The 16,631-nt window shown below is 46.5% G+C and carries 15 protein-coding genes; 8 read left to right on the forward strand and 7 right to left on the reverse strand.

Going from position 1 to position 16,631, the window contains the following annotated elements:
- The 4 genes from ABW391_RS13805 to ABW391_RS13820 form a co-directional block, all read left to right on the forward strand.
- A partial coding sequence (locus ABW391_RS13805; RefSeq protein WP_502916326.1) for a hydroxymethylglutaryl-coenzyme A reductase family protein occupies positions 1-291 on the forward strand: 291 nt, incomplete at its 5' end.
- A gap of 20 nt (positions 292-311) precedes the next feature.
- Complete coding sequence (locus tag ABW391_RS13810) at positions 312-1,229, forward strand: GYDIA family GHMP kinase (protein WP_353482467.1); 918 nt, start codon at positions 312-314, stop codon at positions 1,227-1,229.
- A 54-nt stretch (positions 1,230-1,283) separates the two neighbouring features.
- Positions 1,284-2,030, forward strand: coding sequence for a ferredoxin--NADP reductase (locus ABW391_RS13815; RefSeq protein WP_353482468.1), 747 nt, complete (start codon positions 1,284-1,286; stop codon positions 2,028-2,030).
- Between the two features lie 143 nt (positions 2,031-2,173).
- Entirely contained in the window at positions 2,174-2,947 is a 774-nt protein-coding gene (locus tag ABW391_RS13820; protein WP_353482469.1) for an exodeoxyribonuclease III, read from the forward strand.
- A gap of 316 nt (positions 2,948-3,263) precedes the next feature.
- Here the strand turns inward: ABW391_RS13820 and ABW391_RS13825 are convergent, their stop codons facing one another.
- From ABW391_RS13825 to ABW391_RS13835, 3 genes are all read right to left on the reverse strand, one after another.
- Entirely contained in the window at positions 3,264-5,741 is a 2,478-nt protein-coding gene (locus ABW391_RS13825; protein WP_353482470.1) for a TonB-dependent receptor plug domain-containing protein, read from the reverse strand.
- Positions 5,742-5,845: 104 nt separating this feature from the next.
- Positions 5,846-7,417 carry a M20/M25/M40 family metallo-hydrolase gene (locus ABW391_RS13830; RefSeq protein ID WP_353482471.1) on the reverse strand — a complete coding sequence of 524 codons (1,572 nt, stop codon included), beginning with the start codon at positions 7,415-7,417 and terminating at the stop codon, positions 5,846-5,848.
- A 128-nt stretch (positions 7,418-7,545) separates the two neighbouring features.
- Positions 7,546-8,115: a DinB family protein gene (locus ABW391_RS13835; protein WP_353482472.1), complete on the reverse strand. Its 570-nt coding sequence runs from the start codon at positions 8,113-8,115 to the stop codon at positions 7,546-7,548.
- Positions 8,116-8,308: 193 nt separating this feature from the next.
- On the opposite strand from ABW391_RS13835, the gene ABW391_RS13840 reads away from it, so the two are divergent.
- The 4 genes from ABW391_RS13840 (at position 8,309) to ABW391_RS13855 (ending at position 10,663) form a co-directional block, all read left to right on the forward strand.
- Positions 8,309-8,911: a hypothetical protein gene (locus ABW391_RS13840; protein ID WP_353482473.1), complete on the forward strand. Its 603-nt coding sequence runs from the start codon at positions 8,309-8,311 to the stop codon at positions 8,909-8,911.
- 166 nt (positions 8,912-9,077) lie between these two features.
- Entirely contained in the window at positions 9,078-9,515 is a 438-nt protein-coding gene (locus tag ABW391_RS13845) for an OsmC family protein (protein WP_353482474.1), read from the forward strand.
- A gap of 37 nt (positions 9,516-9,552) precedes the next feature.
- The gene (locus ABW391_RS13850; RefSeq protein WP_353482475.1) at positions 9,553-9,996 is read left to right on the forward strand and encodes a MarR family winged helix-turn-helix transcriptional regulator; all 444 of its coding nucleotides are present in this window, start codon (positions 9,553-9,555) and stop codon (positions 9,994-9,996) included.
- Between the two features lie 91 nt (positions 9,997-10,087).
- Entirely contained in the window at positions 10,088-10,663 is a 576-nt protein-coding gene (locus tag ABW391_RS13855; RefSeq protein WP_353482476.1) for a thymidine kinase, read from the forward strand.
- Between the two features lie 148 nt (positions 10,664-10,811).
- On the opposite strand, the gene ABW391_RS13860 is transcribed toward ABW391_RS13855, so the two are convergent.
- The 4 genes from ABW391_RS13860 to ABW391_RS13875 form a co-directional block, all read right to left on the reverse strand.
- Positions 10,812-11,405: a YceI family protein gene (locus ABW391_RS13860; protein ID WP_353482477.1), complete on the reverse strand. Its 594-nt coding sequence runs from the start codon at positions 11,403-11,405 to the stop codon at positions 10,812-10,814.
- Between the two features lie 338 nt (positions 11,406-11,743).
- Positions 11,744-14,323 carry a TonB-dependent receptor gene (locus ABW391_RS13865; RefSeq protein WP_353482478.1) on the reverse strand — a complete coding sequence of 860 codons (2,580 nt, stop codon included), beginning with the start codon at positions 14,321-14,323 and terminating at the stop codon, positions 11,744-11,746.
- 315 nt (positions 14,324-14,638) lie between these two features.
- Positions 14,639-14,929, reverse strand: a complete 291-nt coding sequence (locus tag ABW391_RS13870; RefSeq protein WP_353482479.1) for a TIGR03643 family protein — start codon at positions 14,927-14,929, stop codon at positions 14,639-14,641.
- Positions 14,930-15,003: 74 nt separating this feature from the next.
- Positions 15,004-16,587, reverse strand: a complete 1,584-nt coding sequence (locus ABW391_RS13875; protein ID WP_353482480.1) for a glucoamylase family protein — start codon at positions 16,585-16,587, stop codon at positions 15,004-15,006.
- Positions 16,588-16,631 lie beyond the last annotated feature (44 nt).

Raw genomic sequence — 16,631 nt, forward strand, 5'->3', positions numbered from 1 at the left:
TCGCTTGAGGTGCTGGGGCAACCTTCTGCCCCTGAGTTGATGTCGATTATTGCCGCTACCGGGTTGGCGCAAAATTTTGCAGCTGTGCGTTCACTGGTCACAACGGGCATTCAAAAAGGGCACATGAAAATGCACTTGATGAACATTCTCAACCACTTGGGTGGAAAATCCGAGGATTGCATTGCGGCGGAAGTGTATTTTCAGGATCGGGTCGTGTCGTTTTCTGCGGTGCGCGAATTCCTGGATCGGCGTGCTGAAGCGCAGCCTAAAACAGCAATGAGTACCTTGTAATCTTTTCACAAGCATTGGCAATGTCATCATTCATCGGCAAAAGATATCGCGCTCAGGGGAAACTATTGCTTACCGGAGAGTATTTTGTGCTGGATGGCGCATTGGCCTTGGCTTTGCCCACCAAATTGGGACAAAGATTTGAGATTCTGGAAAGTAACAATACAGGCTTGACCTGGGAAAGTTACGATAGGGATGGCAACTGCTGGTTCAGCGCCACGTATGCTATTCCTGATCTGGAGGTGATCCAAAGCAATCAAACGGAAGTAGCCCTGCGCTTGCAACAGATCTTGCGGCAAGCTTTTCTCCATTCCACTCTTTCCACTGAGGCATTGTCGGGATGCAACATTCAATCGCATTTGGAGTTTTCCCGCCATTGGGGACTAGGCAGTAGTTCTACGCTGATCAGTTTTTTGGCAGATCTGACTGAAGTGAATCCGTACCAATTATTGGAAACCACCTTTGGCGGCTCGGGTTACGATTTGGCTTGTGCGCAGGCCACGGGGCCGATTTTGTACCAAAACAAAACAGCGCAGCCCGTCCAGTTTCAACCTGCTTTTGCGGAGCAGCTTTATTTTGTCTATTTGGGAAAAAAGCAAAACAGTAGAGAAGGCATTCAACGCTACCGGGCTTTGGGGCAAATTGCACCCGAAACCATTGAAGCAGTGAGTCAATTGACCCATGATTTTTTGGATAGCCCCGATTTGGATGCTTTTGAATCAAACATTATTCACCATGAGACTTTGGTTGCCAAGACTTTGAGCCTGCCTCGGGCTCAAGAGTTGTGGTTTGCCGATTTTTGGGGACAAATAAAATCCCTCGGCGCCTGGGGCGGTGATTTTGTGCTTGCCACCAGCAACAGGGAAGCCGCTGAAACGAAGGTGTATTTTCATGCAAAAGGGTTTGATGTTGTGCTGCCGTACGCAGAGATGGTGCTTTGATTAAACCAGAACCCACTCTGGTTGGTTATTCTTGTGCAAACAAAAACTTGAACCATGCCGACAACCTGGTACGATGCCAAGGTCATCAACATACAATCTGTAAGCCCCAATACCCGTCGATTTTGGGTGGAAATTCCAGAACTTGAAGTGTTTCAATTCAAAGCAGGCCAGTTTGTGACCATGGATTTGCCCATTGGCGAAAAACGCCTGCAGCGCTGGCGCAGCTACTCCATCGCTAGTGCCCCTGCCAGAAACAATCAACTGGAATTTTGCATTGTACGCCTGGACGGAGGCAAAGCCACCGAATATCTTTTCGAACACATCACCATAGGGTCAACCCTGCGTTTTAAAGGCCCGGATGGTACATTTGTACTGCCAGAAAACATCGATCACGACATGGTGATGGTGTGTACCGGAACTGGCATTGCCCCTTTCCGAAGTATGTTGCAACACATCGCTCAAGAAAACACCCCCCATCGCAAATTGCACCTGATTTTTGGTACGCGCCAGGCGGAAGGTATCCTTTACCAATCCGAATTTTTGGAACTCCAAAAACAACTGCCAAACTTCCATTACTCCGTAGCCTTGTCGCGCGAACCAGACCTAAATCCTGCCAATTTTCCCTTTGACGTCCAATCGGGATACGTACATTCTTTTTACCTGAACGAATACGGAACTCTCCGTTCTGACCTAAAATTTTATCTTTGTGGCTGGCAAAACATGGTGGATGAGGCCGTCTTAAACCTGACCGAGAAGCTAGGCTACGACAAACGCCACATCATCACCGAACTTTACGGCTAGCCAATCCACGACTTCAGTCGTGGGAGGCCACCTGCGCCCCATCCCACGAATTTATTCGTGGGAAAAAACACGAATAAATTCGTAAAGAAAACACGAATTCATTCGTAAAAAACAAGGCTACATCCGCAGAAAAACCAATAACCATGCCTTTAAAACTCGTCACCTACAACCTCAACGGCATCCGTTCTGCCCTCACCAAAGGCTGGGCCGACTGGGTACGCGAACACCAGTTCGACATCATTTGCTTACAAGAAACCAAAGCCAGTCAAGAGCAAGTTGACCTCTCGGGCATTGCAGACCTGGGTTACCACGCCCATTGGCATTCTGCCCAAAAGAAAGGCTACAGTGGCGTGGCCACCTTGAGCAAGCGCGAACCCGATCAGGTCATTGCCGGATGTGGCATTTCAAAGTATGACGACGAAGGCCGCATTTTGCGCAGCGATTTTGGCGACCTCACCATTCTGAATTGCTATTTCCCTTCGGGTACCACTGGTGATATCCGTCAGGATTTCAAGATGATTTTTTTGGATGATTTTTTCCAATGGGTGCAGGAATTGCGTAAAGAGCGTTCCAACCTGATCATTGTTGGTGATTACAACATCGCTCATACCGAGCGCGACATCCACGATCCCAAAGGCAACAAGAAATCATCTGGATTTTTGCCAGAGGAACGGGAGTGGCTCAGCAAGTGGTTTAACAGTGGATTTACCGATGCGTTTCGCCATCTCAATCCCGACAAGATAGAATACAGTTGGTGGAGCTTCCGGGCAGGTGCGCGCAAAAACAACAAAGGCTGGCGGATCGATTACCAGTCGGTGAGTGACAATCTTCGTCACAACCTGATTTCAGCCCGACAAATGAACGAAGCGGAACATTCGGATCACTGCCCGGTATACTTGGAGTTGGATCATGCATAGTGTTGAAGAGAGCTACTGGACATTTTTATTTCACACAGATTTCACGCAGATTAAACCACAGATTTCACGCAGAAAAATCTGTACATCATTTACCGTGAAATAAAAATGTCAGTAGGGTGTTTCAACAGCCAATCGCTGTCAGATCAGGTTCTATCCAAAGCGCTCGGGCTTCCATTGAAAACAAGCGATCTTTGGAATAAAAACGCAACATGATCTCATGTTCCGCATATGGGCTGTTTAGCAATGCTGTACAAGCTTCGGCAAGACACAATCCTGTGCATTTTTCTTGTACAAAAGCATGCAACAACTTGGCCCACTACTTGGTATTTCCTGGTAGGGAAAGTTTCACCATGATAGGATAGCCCTTCTCACTGATTCCTTGCACAATGACGTCAAAACCAGTTGGTTTGTCAGCGGTGAAAAAGCCGAAAGTAGACTGACCCAATTCGTTGAAATTCAGTACAGGTTGCCAGTGTAAGGTCGTGCGTAAATCCAGTTTGGAATTAGGGCTGTCATAAGTTGGGGCATAAAATTGACGGGCATGGTAGTAGCCAGGGTGTTTCGAGGAAAGGCTCCCTTTGCCTTGAGTACCTGCTTCTTTTCCCGCATCATTACTGCTTCTTCCAACGGATCCATCGCGGCGGGTATAAATCGAAACCACCCCATTGGCCCCTCTTGAACCATAAATGGCGGCTTCATCGGCGTTTTTGAGCACATCGATGAAGGCAATTTCACCAAGCCGAACGGAAGCGGCCTGGGCTTCGCCCACTTCGGATCCATCAACCAAATACAGCGGTTTGTCATCGGCAACAAAGGATGCCGCTCCGCGAATATTGAGTGAACTTCCGTTGCGCCGTACGCCCGAAACCTGGGTGGTGATCAAATCAAAGGAAGAACTCGTATTGGGCAAATAAGGCAACGAATCCATGATGATGCGGTGTTGAGGGGTGCCATATGGCAAACTGGGAACCCCATTGGGCAGTGGTGCTTCTTTGCGCCGGGTTTTGATGGTGGCCGTAGCCAGTGGATTGGGCGCGATCAGGAGTTTGCCCGTGTCTGCTTTGATCATTTGTCGACTGTGGTTTACAAAGGTCTGAATGTTGGGCGCTGCCATATCCACGGTATTGTGTTCGGCTTCTTTCAAAGGGAAAGCATCGGGCTTGTCCATCCAGATGCTGAATCCATAGTCTTCGACAACGAGCTCGTTTTTCTTTTTGGATTTAGCTCCTTTTTGAGCCGACTTGGGTTTGGAAGCCTGAAGCAGAATGGAGGTAGTGTCAGCTAAATCAATGGCATAGGCAAATCGGCCATCCGCTTCTACGGAATAGGGCATGATTACTGGTTTTGGACCATTGATGCTCAACATTAAATCTGCTGTAGAAAGTTGATCTATTTGGTTGGCTTTGGTGATTTTTCCAGTCAGCAGAAATCCTTGTTTTTCAGAAGCATAAGTGAGATCGGGAAGCGTATCCGTCAGTACTTCTTTCCAGGTAAAACGCCGCCACCCTTGAGTCATCAGCAGGATGTCCAAAAGCTGATACCGATCGCTATTCGCTTTGTCAAAAAAATAGACTGGATTTTCAACTCTCCCGCGTACATCGGATTGCAACAAGAGATACGATCTAATGTCTGATCCGTAAGGCATCCATTGCACTGCCGCCTGATCGGTAACCGTTGCCGCAAAACTGCCCTTGACCGGGTTGTTTTTGGCATCTTTTAGCTCAAAAGCAAGATTGATTTTTTGATGTGGAAGCGCGGGGCTGCCACTGATTATTTTCAAACTGGCGCTATGCGTAACCAATGGATTTTCAATAAAAATCAAACGCTCACAAAGGGGCTGGCCACTTGCTGAAAATAAAGTAAACTGCGCTACCCCTTCAGGCAATGAATCGATGGGCATTTTCCACTGTTCGTCGGTTCCAGCCTGGCAGGCCTGCGACCAAAACACTTCGCCCCGCATTTGTCCCAGCATAAAAGCACCTTTGAGTCCACCTGGAGCTGTGGTTCGTGCCACAACCTGCACGAATTCACGAGCAGGTCGAAAAACCTTCAGCGTGTAGCCTTGAGGCTGTACCACAGGCAATTCTTTGCGCAAGATTTTGCCCTGGTATTCCAGTTCAGCGAAATATTTCCGGTCAGGACGAGGTTGCAATTCAAACATGCCTAGTCCAAACCGTTGGGTTTTAAAATTGGTCATCACGCCGCCCAGGTCGTTGACAATTTTTCCACTGACATCGATGCCATTGCCACTTTGATCAACAGCTTTGATGCCAATTCTACAAGGCAGACCTACAACGATGTCACCTCCCTCTGGCGCAAATTGCAAGGTAAAATCCTGACGTGGGGCAGGTGTTGCATACGGCAATTCGGTATTCCAGATCAGCAACTCTTTTTGGAAAATTAATGCCGGATCAAAATTCCGCATGTACTGGGTATAGGCGCGGATTTGATAGCGTCCTTGAGGCCATTGCGGCAAAATGAGGATGTCGGCATGGGCACTTCCAGCTTCGGCCTTGAGGTTGCGGGTAGCCACTACTTGACCATCAGGATTGAGGAGGTCTACGTAAAAAGTATTGCTCAGGTTAGAGGGCATTAATCGGCGAGCTTCGGTCAGCCAGGCTTTGAACCAGATGGTTTCGCCCAATGCGTAATAAGGCTTGTCGGTTTGCACAAAGAGCTTCTCTTGCGGAAATCTTTTTTGAAAACGTTCAATTTTTTGATTGACCCGCTCTACCGTTTGGCCGAAAGAAAAGAGTGGAGAGAGCAGAAAAAGTACCCATGTTGCGATCCTCATGTTCATTTGTCGTCAATTTCTGCTTGAATTTAGGGTTTTTTGTTGAAAAATGCGCTACAAGGTTTAGAAATAAACGGGTAACCTTGCGGCGCATTTTGTTTTTATCAATTACTCCCCGCCTTCAATTCCGTAACCTTCCTCGGTAACTTCTCATCGCGCATGGCGGTATGCATCACAAACGAAGCAATCACTGTAGCTGCTTGCTTGAGATCGTCTTCCACCAAGTGATCGATGTTGTCCATATTCGAGTGGTGGGTGCGAGTAGAATAAGCAATTGGCTCCTGGATAAACTGGAATCCAGGGATTCCTGCAGCATCGAAAGCCAGGTGGTCGGTACCTCCGGTGTTTTGTAAAGTCAGGGTAGCAGCGCCCAGGTCTTTGAACGGATCCAACCAGGCGCGGAAAATCGGAGATACCGCAGCGTTGCCTTGCAAGAATACCCCGCGCACTTTTCCTGTACCATTGTCGAGGTTGAAATACCCTGAAATTTTGCTCTGCTCGCCCTCTTTGATGCTTTGAATAGTGCCATCAGGCCCAGCATTGGCAAAGTGGTCTTTGACGTAACCTCTGGAACCCAATAAGCCTTGTTCTTCACCCGTCCACAGTGCCAAACGGATGGTACGGCGGGGCTTAATGCCGGTTTCCTTGATCGTTTCGAGCAATATCCGCACAGCTTCCATCATGACCGAAGAGCCAGCACCGTTGTCGGTAGCGCCAGTTCCAGCGTGCCAAGAGTCAAAGTGCGCCCCCAACATGACGATTTCGTCCTTGAGGTCGGTACCGGGAATTTCTGCGATGATGTTGTGCTCCATACCGTCGGGGTTGGTGTAATTGGCTTTGAGATCCATCGACAAGGTAACGGGAATGCCTTTTTGCACCAATCTGAAGATGCGGTTGTAGTGTTCAACCGCGATGGTCGCCTGAGGAATTACTTTAGCTGTTGCGTCTTGCACGCGGCCTTCCACAGCCCGGGCGCCAGTGACAAACACTGTACCCAAATCGCCTTTAAAACCGCGGTCGATCACGGCCAGGGGTTCTTCGTCTGCGATAAATTTGAAGAGTTTTTGATTAAAAGTTAAGCCACCCAAGCGGTTGAAATCGCGATCAGGGCGGCGGGCTGGAGCGGGAGAATTTGCCATGTCCAACAATTCCTGAGCATTCAATCGGGCAGCGGGGGCCTCAAACGGCTCTTTTACGGTACGAATGGTATCCAGGAATACAAACTTGCCTTTGAGTTTGCCTTTGAATGCCTTTAAATCCTCTTCATCATCGGCTTTCAGGTAGATCACTTCTCCAGATACTACGCCTTTGGTGGATGGTGACCAGGCTTTGGGGTATCCAATAATGGGGAAATAATTGGGAGCAGTGGCATGCATCGCAAAGTGAGTGAATTCCCAGCCGCGGCCAAACGGCCCCCAGGCTTCGAGGTGAACGTTGCTCATTCCCCATTCTTTGAGTGACTTTTGCGCCCAGTCGGTTGCTTTGTCCAACATAGGTGAGCCAGTAAGGCGAGGGCCATACACGTCGCATACCCAGGAGGCGATGTCCATCACCTTACTTTTTTCGAGGCCATGTTTACGGATGGCGGTATTGATAGTTGGATTGGGTGCATCCTGACTGTACAGGTTGAAGGCTGCTGCCAGTACCAGCAGCAAGCAAATGGATAGTTTTTTCATACGCTTTATCCAGGTTTTAAATGGTTTTAATAAAGAGGTAAAATAATAGAACTCGCGAACTAAAATTCAATTTGTAGACAAAGGGAATCAAAATGGTTTCAAAAACCGCTGAAACCCTTTTGATCAATCTACGATTTTGGATAGCCCACGCTTTGCTTAATTTCTTCAATTTGAAGCAAGTGCCGCTGGGTATGCGCAGTGGTCAAAACAATGGCTTGATACAAGTCTACCAAGCCAACTACCAAATGCCTCCAGTACCGGTGGCGAAGATCAGCAGGGGTGGTTTGAACAAAATCTATTACTTTGGTTTGATGGTTATGAAAGGCCTCACGAGCAGATTGAGCATCCGAATATTTCCCAGAAGGGCGAACTGGCTCTGGTGCTTCGACTTTGCCATTGCGATTGGTGATTATTCCGACGATCTGTTTATCCGTTACCTGGATTTCGTCGCGCCGTGAGGGATCGGTAGATTTTCCCAACGATTTCTCGATAAAAGCGAATATGTTTATTTCAACAATGGCAATGTGCTCCATTACATCGACAATTGACCAACGGTTGGGGTCAGATTTGTAGGCCAATTGGGCTTCAGATAACCCCTCGGTAACCCGGTTATAAATGGATAGGGTTTCATTCAGTAAATTGATCAAATAAGATCGTTCTGATGGACTAAGTGCGTTTTCGCTTGAGTGCTGTTCCATGTACAATCGTTGAGTTGGGTTTTGTACCGAAAAGTAATAAATCTTCAAGTCAAAATTGTATGCATCAAGGTAATGGCTGTATTTTTTCTAAAAATCGCTCATGTGGATTTGGAAAAACAAATTTTACCAATCCTTAACCTGACTTTTAGTCAAAAAGCAGCATGAAATCGTTTCTTTGTAAAAAAGCATTCCAATGAACGATCAACCTAAATTTTCCCTTGGCGGATTCGAATTGCCGCCGCACACTTTTACCAATCAAAACCTGAAAGAAGAACTGGAGGCCGTACTGGCCACCGAACGCCAATTCGGTGAAGCACTTGCCGGTCCAGGCTTTGTGAACTACCTCGAGATTTACGACCGCCCTGAAAATTTGGGGCTGATGCCCTATCAATTTGTACGGGTGGGCAACGTCGAAGAATTGTTCAATGCCGTAAAAAACCTGTGGCCTGAAGATGCTCAATACCTGGAACTCAATGATTACTACTGGGATGCTTTATCTATCTACCGCCAAAGCGAGCAACAAACCCGCCGAAAATTCCCTGCATTTTTCCGCAACTTGTTCCTTAAAGCAGATGCGTATATGGAACAAGACCCTGAAGGCAAAGCTCTTGATGCCCGCACCCGCACCCTGGCCAAATTGATCCGCTACCTGAGCGATCACCTGTTCAGCGATGGAGACCCTACCATGAGTATGTTTAGTTTGAGCGATGCCGACAATGAAAATACCTCTTTTGCACCTTACGTGTTCTATGGCAATTCAGTGATTGTAGTGGTAGGGAAGAAGTGGATTCTCTAAATAATTTTTTAATTCGAACCTAAAAAAATGATCTTCAATAAATTATGTTTCGAAGATCATTTTTTTGAAAAAAAGTTATCAAAGTTCTTGACATTGATGTTTTAAACATTGATATTTGTTCCATCAAACGATGTTTACGACACCGAAACACATTAAAATCCTTCATATGGCAACCAAAATTTCATTAAAAAACCTTCCAGTAGGGTTTCAAACGCTTATTTCCAATGGCAAACATGCGATCCTTGGAGATGAGCCTGTTGCATCAAAAGGTACCGATCTGGGGTTTAGCCCGGAAGATTTGATCCTTTCTGGTTTGGGCGCCTGCAAAGTTTCGACAGTACGGTTCATTGCCCGGAAAAATGGCTGGGAAATTGGCAATGTTGAAGCTGAACTGGAAATGAAATTTGAGCGGAAGGATGGATCATTGCACACCCACGTCAGTGTCAAAATTGACATTGAAGGTGACCTTACCGAAGAGCAGCGCCAGGAATTGTTGCGCCAGGCCGATCGCTGTTACATTCACCGGATTATTGAAGGAGAATGGAGCATTGGATCTGCACTTGAAGCGAGCAACGACTCAAATAATCTTGCAAAAAGTGTTTAAAACATCGATCTTAGCGGTTTCACCAATTGGGACAACCATGCAAGGGAATTTTCAAAACGAGTACCATCATTTGCGCTCCAACCTGTTGCGGGTAAGTGGTTGGTTGAGGCATGAAGTCAACCTTATCCTTGATCCATTCGACATTACCCAACAGCAATTTAATGCCCTGCGGGTATTGCGGGGGCAAATGAAGGTAGTGCGGGTAGGGGCATTCAGTACCAATGACCTGCGGGACTTGCTGTTGGATAAAAGTGCAGACACCTCTCGCCTGGTGGATCGTTTGGTAGCCAAAGGGTTAGTTTCCAAAGAACCTTGCACGATCGACTCTCGTCGGGTCAACCTGAAACTCACCAATGAAGGCATACAAGTGCTAACAGATATTGACGAAAAAATGGGCGAATTGGATGCAATTTTTGGTGATTTACCTGAAACTGAAGCCCGGAAGTTGAATCTTTGGTTGGATCGCTTGGGGGGAGCGTAAACGGAGTAATTTATTTAAAAATTTATTCCCATTGGTCGATTAAAGATATATTGGTTATTTTTCTGCCAATACCACCGAAAAAACAAGACCAATGTTTCTTGAGCCACATTTTAAAGGACACCGCAGCGGCTGGATAGAGGTCATTTGCGGCTCGATGTTTTCTGGAAAAACGGAAGAGTTGATACGACGCTTACGCAGGGCGAAGATTGCCAATCAAAAAGTAGAGATATTCAAACCCAAAGTAGATACCCGCTACGACGATGCCAAGGTGGTGTCGCACGATGCCAATTCCATTCATTCCACGCCAATTGAACATTCCGACCAATTGTTGGTGCTTTCGGATGGCGTAAGTGTGGTAGCGGTGGATGAAGCGCAGTTTTTTGACATGGAACTGCCCCGGAATTGCGAGAAATTGGCCATGCGTGGCATTCGGGTGATTGTGGCTGGATTGGATATGGATTTTCGCGGTGCGCCGTTCGGGCCGATGCCCAATTTGCTGGCTATAGCGGAGTACATCACCAAAGTGCATGCGATTTGCCCGCATTGTGGCAATTTGGCCACCCATTCTTATCGCTTATCGGAAGAAGAAGCTACGGTAGTACTGGGAGAGAAAAATGTGTACGAACCGAGGTGCAGGACTTGCTACCATTTGGGGAAGGTGATTTGAGCTATCAGCTATGAGCAGTCAGCTATCAGCTATGAGCAGTCAGCTATCAGCAATCAGCAGATTAACGCGTAAAGTTGCTGATTGCTGATAGCTGACTGCTCATAGCTCATAGCTGAAAGCTGATTGCTTAATGCTGATAGCTGATTACTTACTTCGCAGCTACCAAGCTTACTTCCAGTTCAAACTCATCGTAGATCAGCTTGTCGCCCAAATCAGGGAAAAACTTGCCAGAGCGGAATTTGATGTCGTAATCGGTGCGATCCAATTTGATTACCGCTGTACCCACAGATTTGCTGCCTTCAGTCTTTACTTTGGCATCAAAAGTAATGGCTTTGGTGATGCCCTTGATGGTCATATTGCCAGCAACGGTGAAATTGCCCAATTTGTCTTTTGCTGTAACTTTGGTGGTTACAAAGGAGGCACTTGGGAACTTTGCAGTACCAAAGAAATCATCCGCCATCAAGTGACCGCGCAAACGCTCATTGCCACCGCCATCTTCTACGGTAAGTGTAGTCATATCAACCTCAAAACTGGCTTTTACCAATTTGGTTTTGTTCATTTCGAGCGCACCACTTTTGATGGTTACTTTGCCGAAGTGTTTGCCAGTAACTTTAGAAGCAGTCCATTTTACGGTACTTGTAGCAGCATCTACTTTGTAAACAACCACCGCGTTGCTGGCTGGATTCGTGAAAGACAAGCCGATAAAAGCGGCACAAAGGAGGAGAAAAGTCAATTGTTTCATTGAAACTTGATTTTATGAATGATCAATAAAGGAATCTAAAAGGGAATCTCATCCGATTATAGACGTAGAAGGAAGTCATAAAATTACAAAAGTTTAGCATTCGCGTTTAGTGAGTGCTAAACTTTCTTCAATCCAAACTATAGTGCTTTGGCAGGAAGTACAAAAAACAATATTTTTTTCATCTGAAAAACATTGAATTGAAGTGAAATAATTGATTATTAGAGATTTAGGTTGGGGAAAGCAATTTGCTTTCCCCTCCTAAAATCAATCTTATTTAACCAATACTATCAATACTTAGTATGACGCAAAAAATCGGGAAGTTAATTTTTCTGCGTTGTTTATTGTCGACCATTTCGGTTGCCTCCACCCTGCATTCCTCCACCACCATTGTTGTCGTCTCCGCTTTTAACGTCATCGTTTTCAACAGACTTGGCCTTTTTCTTAGGAGCATCGAAGGTCATTTTACCAATTCGGTAACTGAAATTCAGGCGAATACCCCGATTCAAAAGCTGAATGTCGTTTATTTGGGTAAAAGTTGGTGAAGACAATTCTGTTTTCATCCGAATGCCTTTGGTCAAGAAGTTTTCAGCGCCCAAACCAATGCTTCCTTTCTTATTCTTGAAATCTTTGCGCACGCTCAAAGCGTACATTCCGAAACCAGCCTGACGGCCTTGCAGTTGTACCTGAGAGCCACGCATAAAGCTGAATCCCTGGATTCCCCAACCTTTTGGCAAGGTCAATTGCGTCATCAAACGTCCATTGATGTTGATCCCGCTGTTGTTTACAATTTCTGATAGGCCATTCAAACCAGTTGTTCTGCCTTCCATAAAGGCATAGATGATGTCTACTCCGCCGTTAACGCTCCATTTTGGAGTGATCTGGAAGTTGCCGAATACATTGGTGCCCCAGGCTCTTTGTACGCCTACGTTTTGATAGGTAGTAATTACAGCTCCAACGAGTGTATCAGAGGGTTTGCGAATTTGAGAAATGGCATTGTTGGTGATGCGGCGGAATACCGATAAATTGACGTAAGTTTTTTTGATGCTGCCACTCAAACCCAATTCGAAGTTGTCGGTTAATTCTGGTCTCAGATTTGGGTTACCTACGGTGATGTTTTGTGGATTTGCGGCGTTGAAGTTGGGGTTCAATTGTTGCAATCCAGGTCTTTGGATGCGGCGGTTGTAGCCCCCTTTGATGATGAAACCGCTTTTCAGGTTTTTGGATACGTTTACACTGGGTACAAAGTTGCTGTATGCTGGAATGTTGATGTCTCCGTTTTCAGCCGTCTTGGCATTGATTCCGGTATATTCGTAGCGGCTGCCCACTTTGAAGGTATATTTGTTTTTGGTTTGCAGGGTGTAAGATGCATATCCTGCTGCCACATTTTGTTGATAATCTAGCGCTCCAGAAGGACGGCGAGAATCAAGCACATAGTTTTCAGAATTGCCATCGGCCAATAGGTAACTGTAATCGCTGTTTACCAAACGAATGATGCTTTTACCTCCTATTTCTACCATTTGACGATCACCAATTGGGGTTTGATAATCGGTTTGAATGGTAATTTCCTGGTTGCGGTTGTTGTTGATGTTGCGTTGGCTGTTGAGGATCGTCAATTCATCCTGAGAAAAGAGATCAGAATCGTAGTTGTTGATCAACTTGTTGCGGCTGTATTGAGAAGAGATGCTCCATTCCTTTCGCGGCTTGAAAGTACGCAGGTAATCGATGTTGAAATCGACCGATCCAGAATTGTCGCGGCTGTCAACCTGACGGAACGATGAAGACTTGAGTAGTAGATTTTCATACAACGAAGTATTGAGGTCTTGGCTGCGGTTCATGTTGCGTACACCCAAGCGGGCATTGGCGGTCAAAGATTGATTCTTGGGCAGGTCCAAGTCCCAGGCCAGGTTGTAAAAACCAAATGCGCCATTGTCAAATGCATCTACGTTCTGGAGCGTCCGAATGGTGCTGCTGGTTCCGATGGTTTTTTGATCGAAGGAAGAGAGGGACGGATTGTAAAAAACACGTCCGTGCCCTCCCAAATTAAAGCCCATTTTGCCTTTGCGATAGCTGCCGTTCAAGCCCATGTTTGAGCTGCGATTGCCGCCAGCGATATCTACGTTTAGGGTAAGCCCTTGCAGCGTATTCTTTTTGGTAATGATGTTGATGATGCCACCTGAGCCTTCCGCATCATAACGTGCTGAAGGCGAAGTGATCACTTCTACCGTTTTGATCATGTCGGCAGGGATCTGCTTCAGTGCATCTGCTACACTGGCCGCCATGATGGTAGATGGTTTGTTGTTGATCAAAACCCTTACGTTGGAGCTTCCGCGCAGAGAAACATTGCCTTCGAGATCCACCGAAAGTTGGGGGACTCGACGCAGTACTTCAGAAGCATCTCCACCTTTGGTCGTCTGGTCTTTTTCCGCGTTATAAACGGTGCGGTCTACCTTTTCTTCGATCAGGCTAGTCGTTCCTACAATTTCCACTTCTTTGAGCGTACTTACGCTTTGAGCGAGGTTAATTGTACCCAGGTTTTTATCATCATTTTTGTTGAGCCGAAACTCCGCAATTGATTTGTCTTTGTAACCGATAAAGGAAACAGTCAGTACATAATCACCTGCGGCTAGACCGTTGAGGTTGAATTTTCCTTTGTCATCGGTCGTTGTTCCATCAATTGGATCTTTGGAATTCTTCGGGTACAAGGCAACTGTAGCAAACTCTACTGCTTGCTTGCTGAGTGAATCCATTACAATGCCGGAAATTTTATTGTTTCCTTTGGGCGCACTGTTCAACGCTGGTGCTGTGGTAGTGGGCATCGGTGGCCTACTGCCACCAGGAGGAGGATTTTGTTGGCCAAACGTGGTTACTGTCCAAAAAAGGGCAATAAAAAGTGGTAAAAGTGTACTTAACTTTTTCATGTGTGAGTCGGTTTGCAGCATGGTTTTGGCTGCTTGATTTCTTAGTAACGCAGAAAAATTAACTTCCCGATTTTGGATTTTGAATAGGAAGTTGAACGTTTCATTTCAAGTGAGCTTCCTGTTCAAAAGCCTCTCAAAAATCGGGAAGTAATTTTTTGCGTCATTCTTGGTACAAAGAAACGGTGAAATAAAATGCCAGATCAGAGCATTCGATGATTCGGCTGCTTTGTTCGGCAATTCGGAAAGATGATCGATAGAAAGGGAGCAGAGAAGAGGCAAAAAGGAAACATCAACCGATAATTGGGCTGTTTTGACCTATCGTTTGCTGATGCGATTTCCAGTTATGGTGCGCTGGAGGTTGGATTTGAAGCGGAGTACTTCGTTGTCACGCTTGGCGGCATGTTTGGTTGATCGGCCTTGGACTCTGGCGCGCCATTTTTTCCAGTTGCGGGGATGCATTTCAAACTTCATCAACTCGATGACCTCTTTTTCACTAAGGCCAAATTGCAGGGTGATGGCGTCAAAGGGAGTCCTATCTTCCCAGGCCATCTCGATGATTCGGTCGATGTCTGCGCTTTGTAATTGGTATTTTTCGATAATTTTCATGTTAGAAAAACAGCGTGCAGAAAAGATGGTTTATAATTCTGCACGCTATTTTCAAAGAACCAGCACTTAAAAAACTACCGCATTCCCAGATTGAGCTTGATTTCTTTATTGCCTTGCGTAAGAGTCACCACATAATCCCCGTAGTCGGCATCAAAACGCAGTTGCTGTGCGCCGGAAGAGAAGATTTTTTTATCAGCCAAAACCTGAACCTGATTGGTTTTTTTGTTCGTTAAGCCGATGCTCAGCGGCTCAGACCCATTTACGAAAAAGTCCAGAATGTAACGGCCTTCATCGGCGTGCTTCATCAGGTGCACCATTCCACTCTTTACTTCTGGAGTATACATGTAAAATCCGGTTGAATAATCTGGGCGTTTGATGCCCATTTTGAGCAGGGCATCTTGCATTTCTTTGACTTTTGCCCCCAATTTCCAGACCAACCCAGAACGGTAATTTTCGATCATGACTACAATGGGGCCTTGGTCAATGGCCAGGTATTGGTTGGAGTACCAGTTTTCTTTGGTATTGTAGGCATCAAAAAATCCCAATTCACCAAACAGGCGGTTGCCTTGCGTGCGGTACAGGTACATCAATGCTTGGTAGGAATAATAAGGAGTATACGGAAAAGAAGACAGCGCAGCAGTAGGAGAAATAGTGCCATTGTCTTCTGTAGGTTGATGCGCGCCATAAAAATTGTGGTCATCGCTAGCGGTAAGGCCCCAATTGCGCTCTGAGTAACCGTAGGCATTGGGCGCCCGTTCAATACAGTGAGCGCGGTTGATCAAGGTTTGGTTGAGGTTGAGCGTCCAGTAATTGGTGTGTTCGTCTTCCATCCAACGGGGATCCAGACTCAGGTAAGAATAGTGGGCAAAAAACAATGGCCCACCCCAGTCAAAACCCAAAGGTAGCTTATACCCCAGGTAATCTTTGCCATTCACAAAATGATCAGCCTCGTGTTTTTTCCAGGTATCCTCATACACCTGCCGCGTGATCGGGTGAGTAGGGGAGGCCATGGCCAGAATGTAGGTGATGAAACATTCATTGTAGCCCCCAATCGGGTGGTTCATTTTCCATTCGTAATTGGCGCTCCAATGCCAATGCAGCAGTCCGTTGTGAACGTACCAATTCCATTCTACCCCTTCCCAAAGGCGGGTGATGCGGGTACGCAACTCTAGTTCGGCAGGGTTATTTTGGTCAAAATAAGCCCTTGCTACCAGCAGACCGTTGATGAGGTAAGACGTTTCCACGAGGTCGCCTCCGTTGTCGTATTTCCCAAAGGGCACCACTTTACCGGTAGTCCCATCGAGCCAGTGCGACCAGGCACCATGAAATCGCTCGGCCTTTTCCAGGAATCGCGTGATTTTGAGCATGCGCTCTACAGCTTGGGGGCGGGTAATCCAGCCGCGATAGGTACCCACCACGATGGACATGATTCCGAAGCCACTGCCACCGCTGGTGACAATATTGGGGGTAGCGTTGCGTTCCGCAGCTAAACCTGAAACGGGGTGGGCAAAATCCCAGAAATACTTGAAAGTTTGTTTTTGAACAACGGTGATGTATTCGCTGGCCTCGGTGGGCGGAAGTTGGGGCGCTTTGGACTGCCCCTGCACGAAATGCAACACGCTGCAATAGAGTAATAAAGCGCTGATGGAGGTTCTCATAATGGACTTGGTTTGTATGGGCTAAAACTATTTTAAAAAACTCA

Origin of the sequence: Haliscomenobacter sp. (assembly GCF_040403615.1) — a bacterium.
Classification (GTDB): domain Bacteria; phylum Bacteroidota; class Bacteroidia; order Chitinophagales; family Saprospiraceae; genus Haliscomenobacter.

Excerpts from the sequence above, each read along its gene's own strand:
- ABW391_RS13810 (WP_353482467.1), top strand. The coding sequence starts at position 312 with ATGTCATCATTCATCGGCAAAAGATATCGCGCTCAGGGGAAACTATTG.
- ABW391_RS13815 (WP_353482468.1), top strand. The coding sequence starts at position 1,284 with ATGCCGACAACCTGGTACGATGCCAAGGTCATCAACATACAATCTGTA.
- ABW391_RS13820 (WP_353482469.1), top strand. The coding sequence starts at position 2,174 with ATGCCTTTAAAACTCGTCACCTACAACCTCAACGGCATCCGTTCTGCC.
- ABW391_RS13825 (WP_353482470.1), bottom strand. The coding sequence starts at position 5,741 with ATGAGGATCGCAACATGGGTACTTTTTCTGCTCTCTCCACTCTTTTCT.
- ABW391_RS13830 (WP_353482471.1), bottom strand. The coding sequence starts at position 7,417 with ATGAAAAAACTATCCATTTGCTTGCTGCTGGTACTGGCAGCAGCCTTC.
- ABW391_RS13835 (WP_353482472.1), bottom strand. The coding sequence starts at position 8,115 with ATGGAACAGCACTCAAGCGAAAACGCACTTAGTCCATCAGAACGATCT.
- ABW391_RS13840 (WP_353482473.1), top strand. The coding sequence starts at position 8,309 with ATGAACGATCAACCTAAATTTTCCCTTGGCGGATTCGAATTGCCGCCG.
- ABW391_RS13845 (WP_353482474.1), top strand. The coding sequence starts at position 9,078 with ATGGCAACCAAAATTTCATTAAAAAACCTTCCAGTAGGGTTTCAAACG.
- ABW391_RS13850 (WP_353482475.1), top strand. The coding sequence starts at position 9,553 with ATGCAAGGGAATTTTCAAAACGAGTACCATCATTTGCGCTCCAACCTG.
- ABW391_RS13855 (WP_353482476.1), top strand. The coding sequence starts at position 10,088 with ATGTTTCTTGAGCCACATTTTAAAGGACACCGCAGCGGCTGGATAGAG.
- ABW391_RS13860 (WP_353482477.1), bottom strand. The coding sequence starts at position 11,405 with ATGAAACAATTGACTTTTCTCCTCCTTTGTGCCGCTTTTATCGGCTTG.
- ABW391_RS13865 (WP_353482478.1), bottom strand. The coding sequence starts at position 14,323 with ATGAAAAAGTTAAGTACACTTTTACCACTTTTTATTGCCCTTTTTTGG.
- ABW391_RS13870 (WP_353482479.1), bottom strand. The coding sequence starts at position 14,929 with ATGAAAATTATCGAAAAATACCAATTACAAAGCGCAGACATCGACCGA.
- ABW391_RS13875 (WP_353482480.1), bottom strand. The coding sequence starts at position 16,587 with ATGAGAACCTCCATCAGCGCTTTATTACTCTATTGCAGCGTGTTGCAT.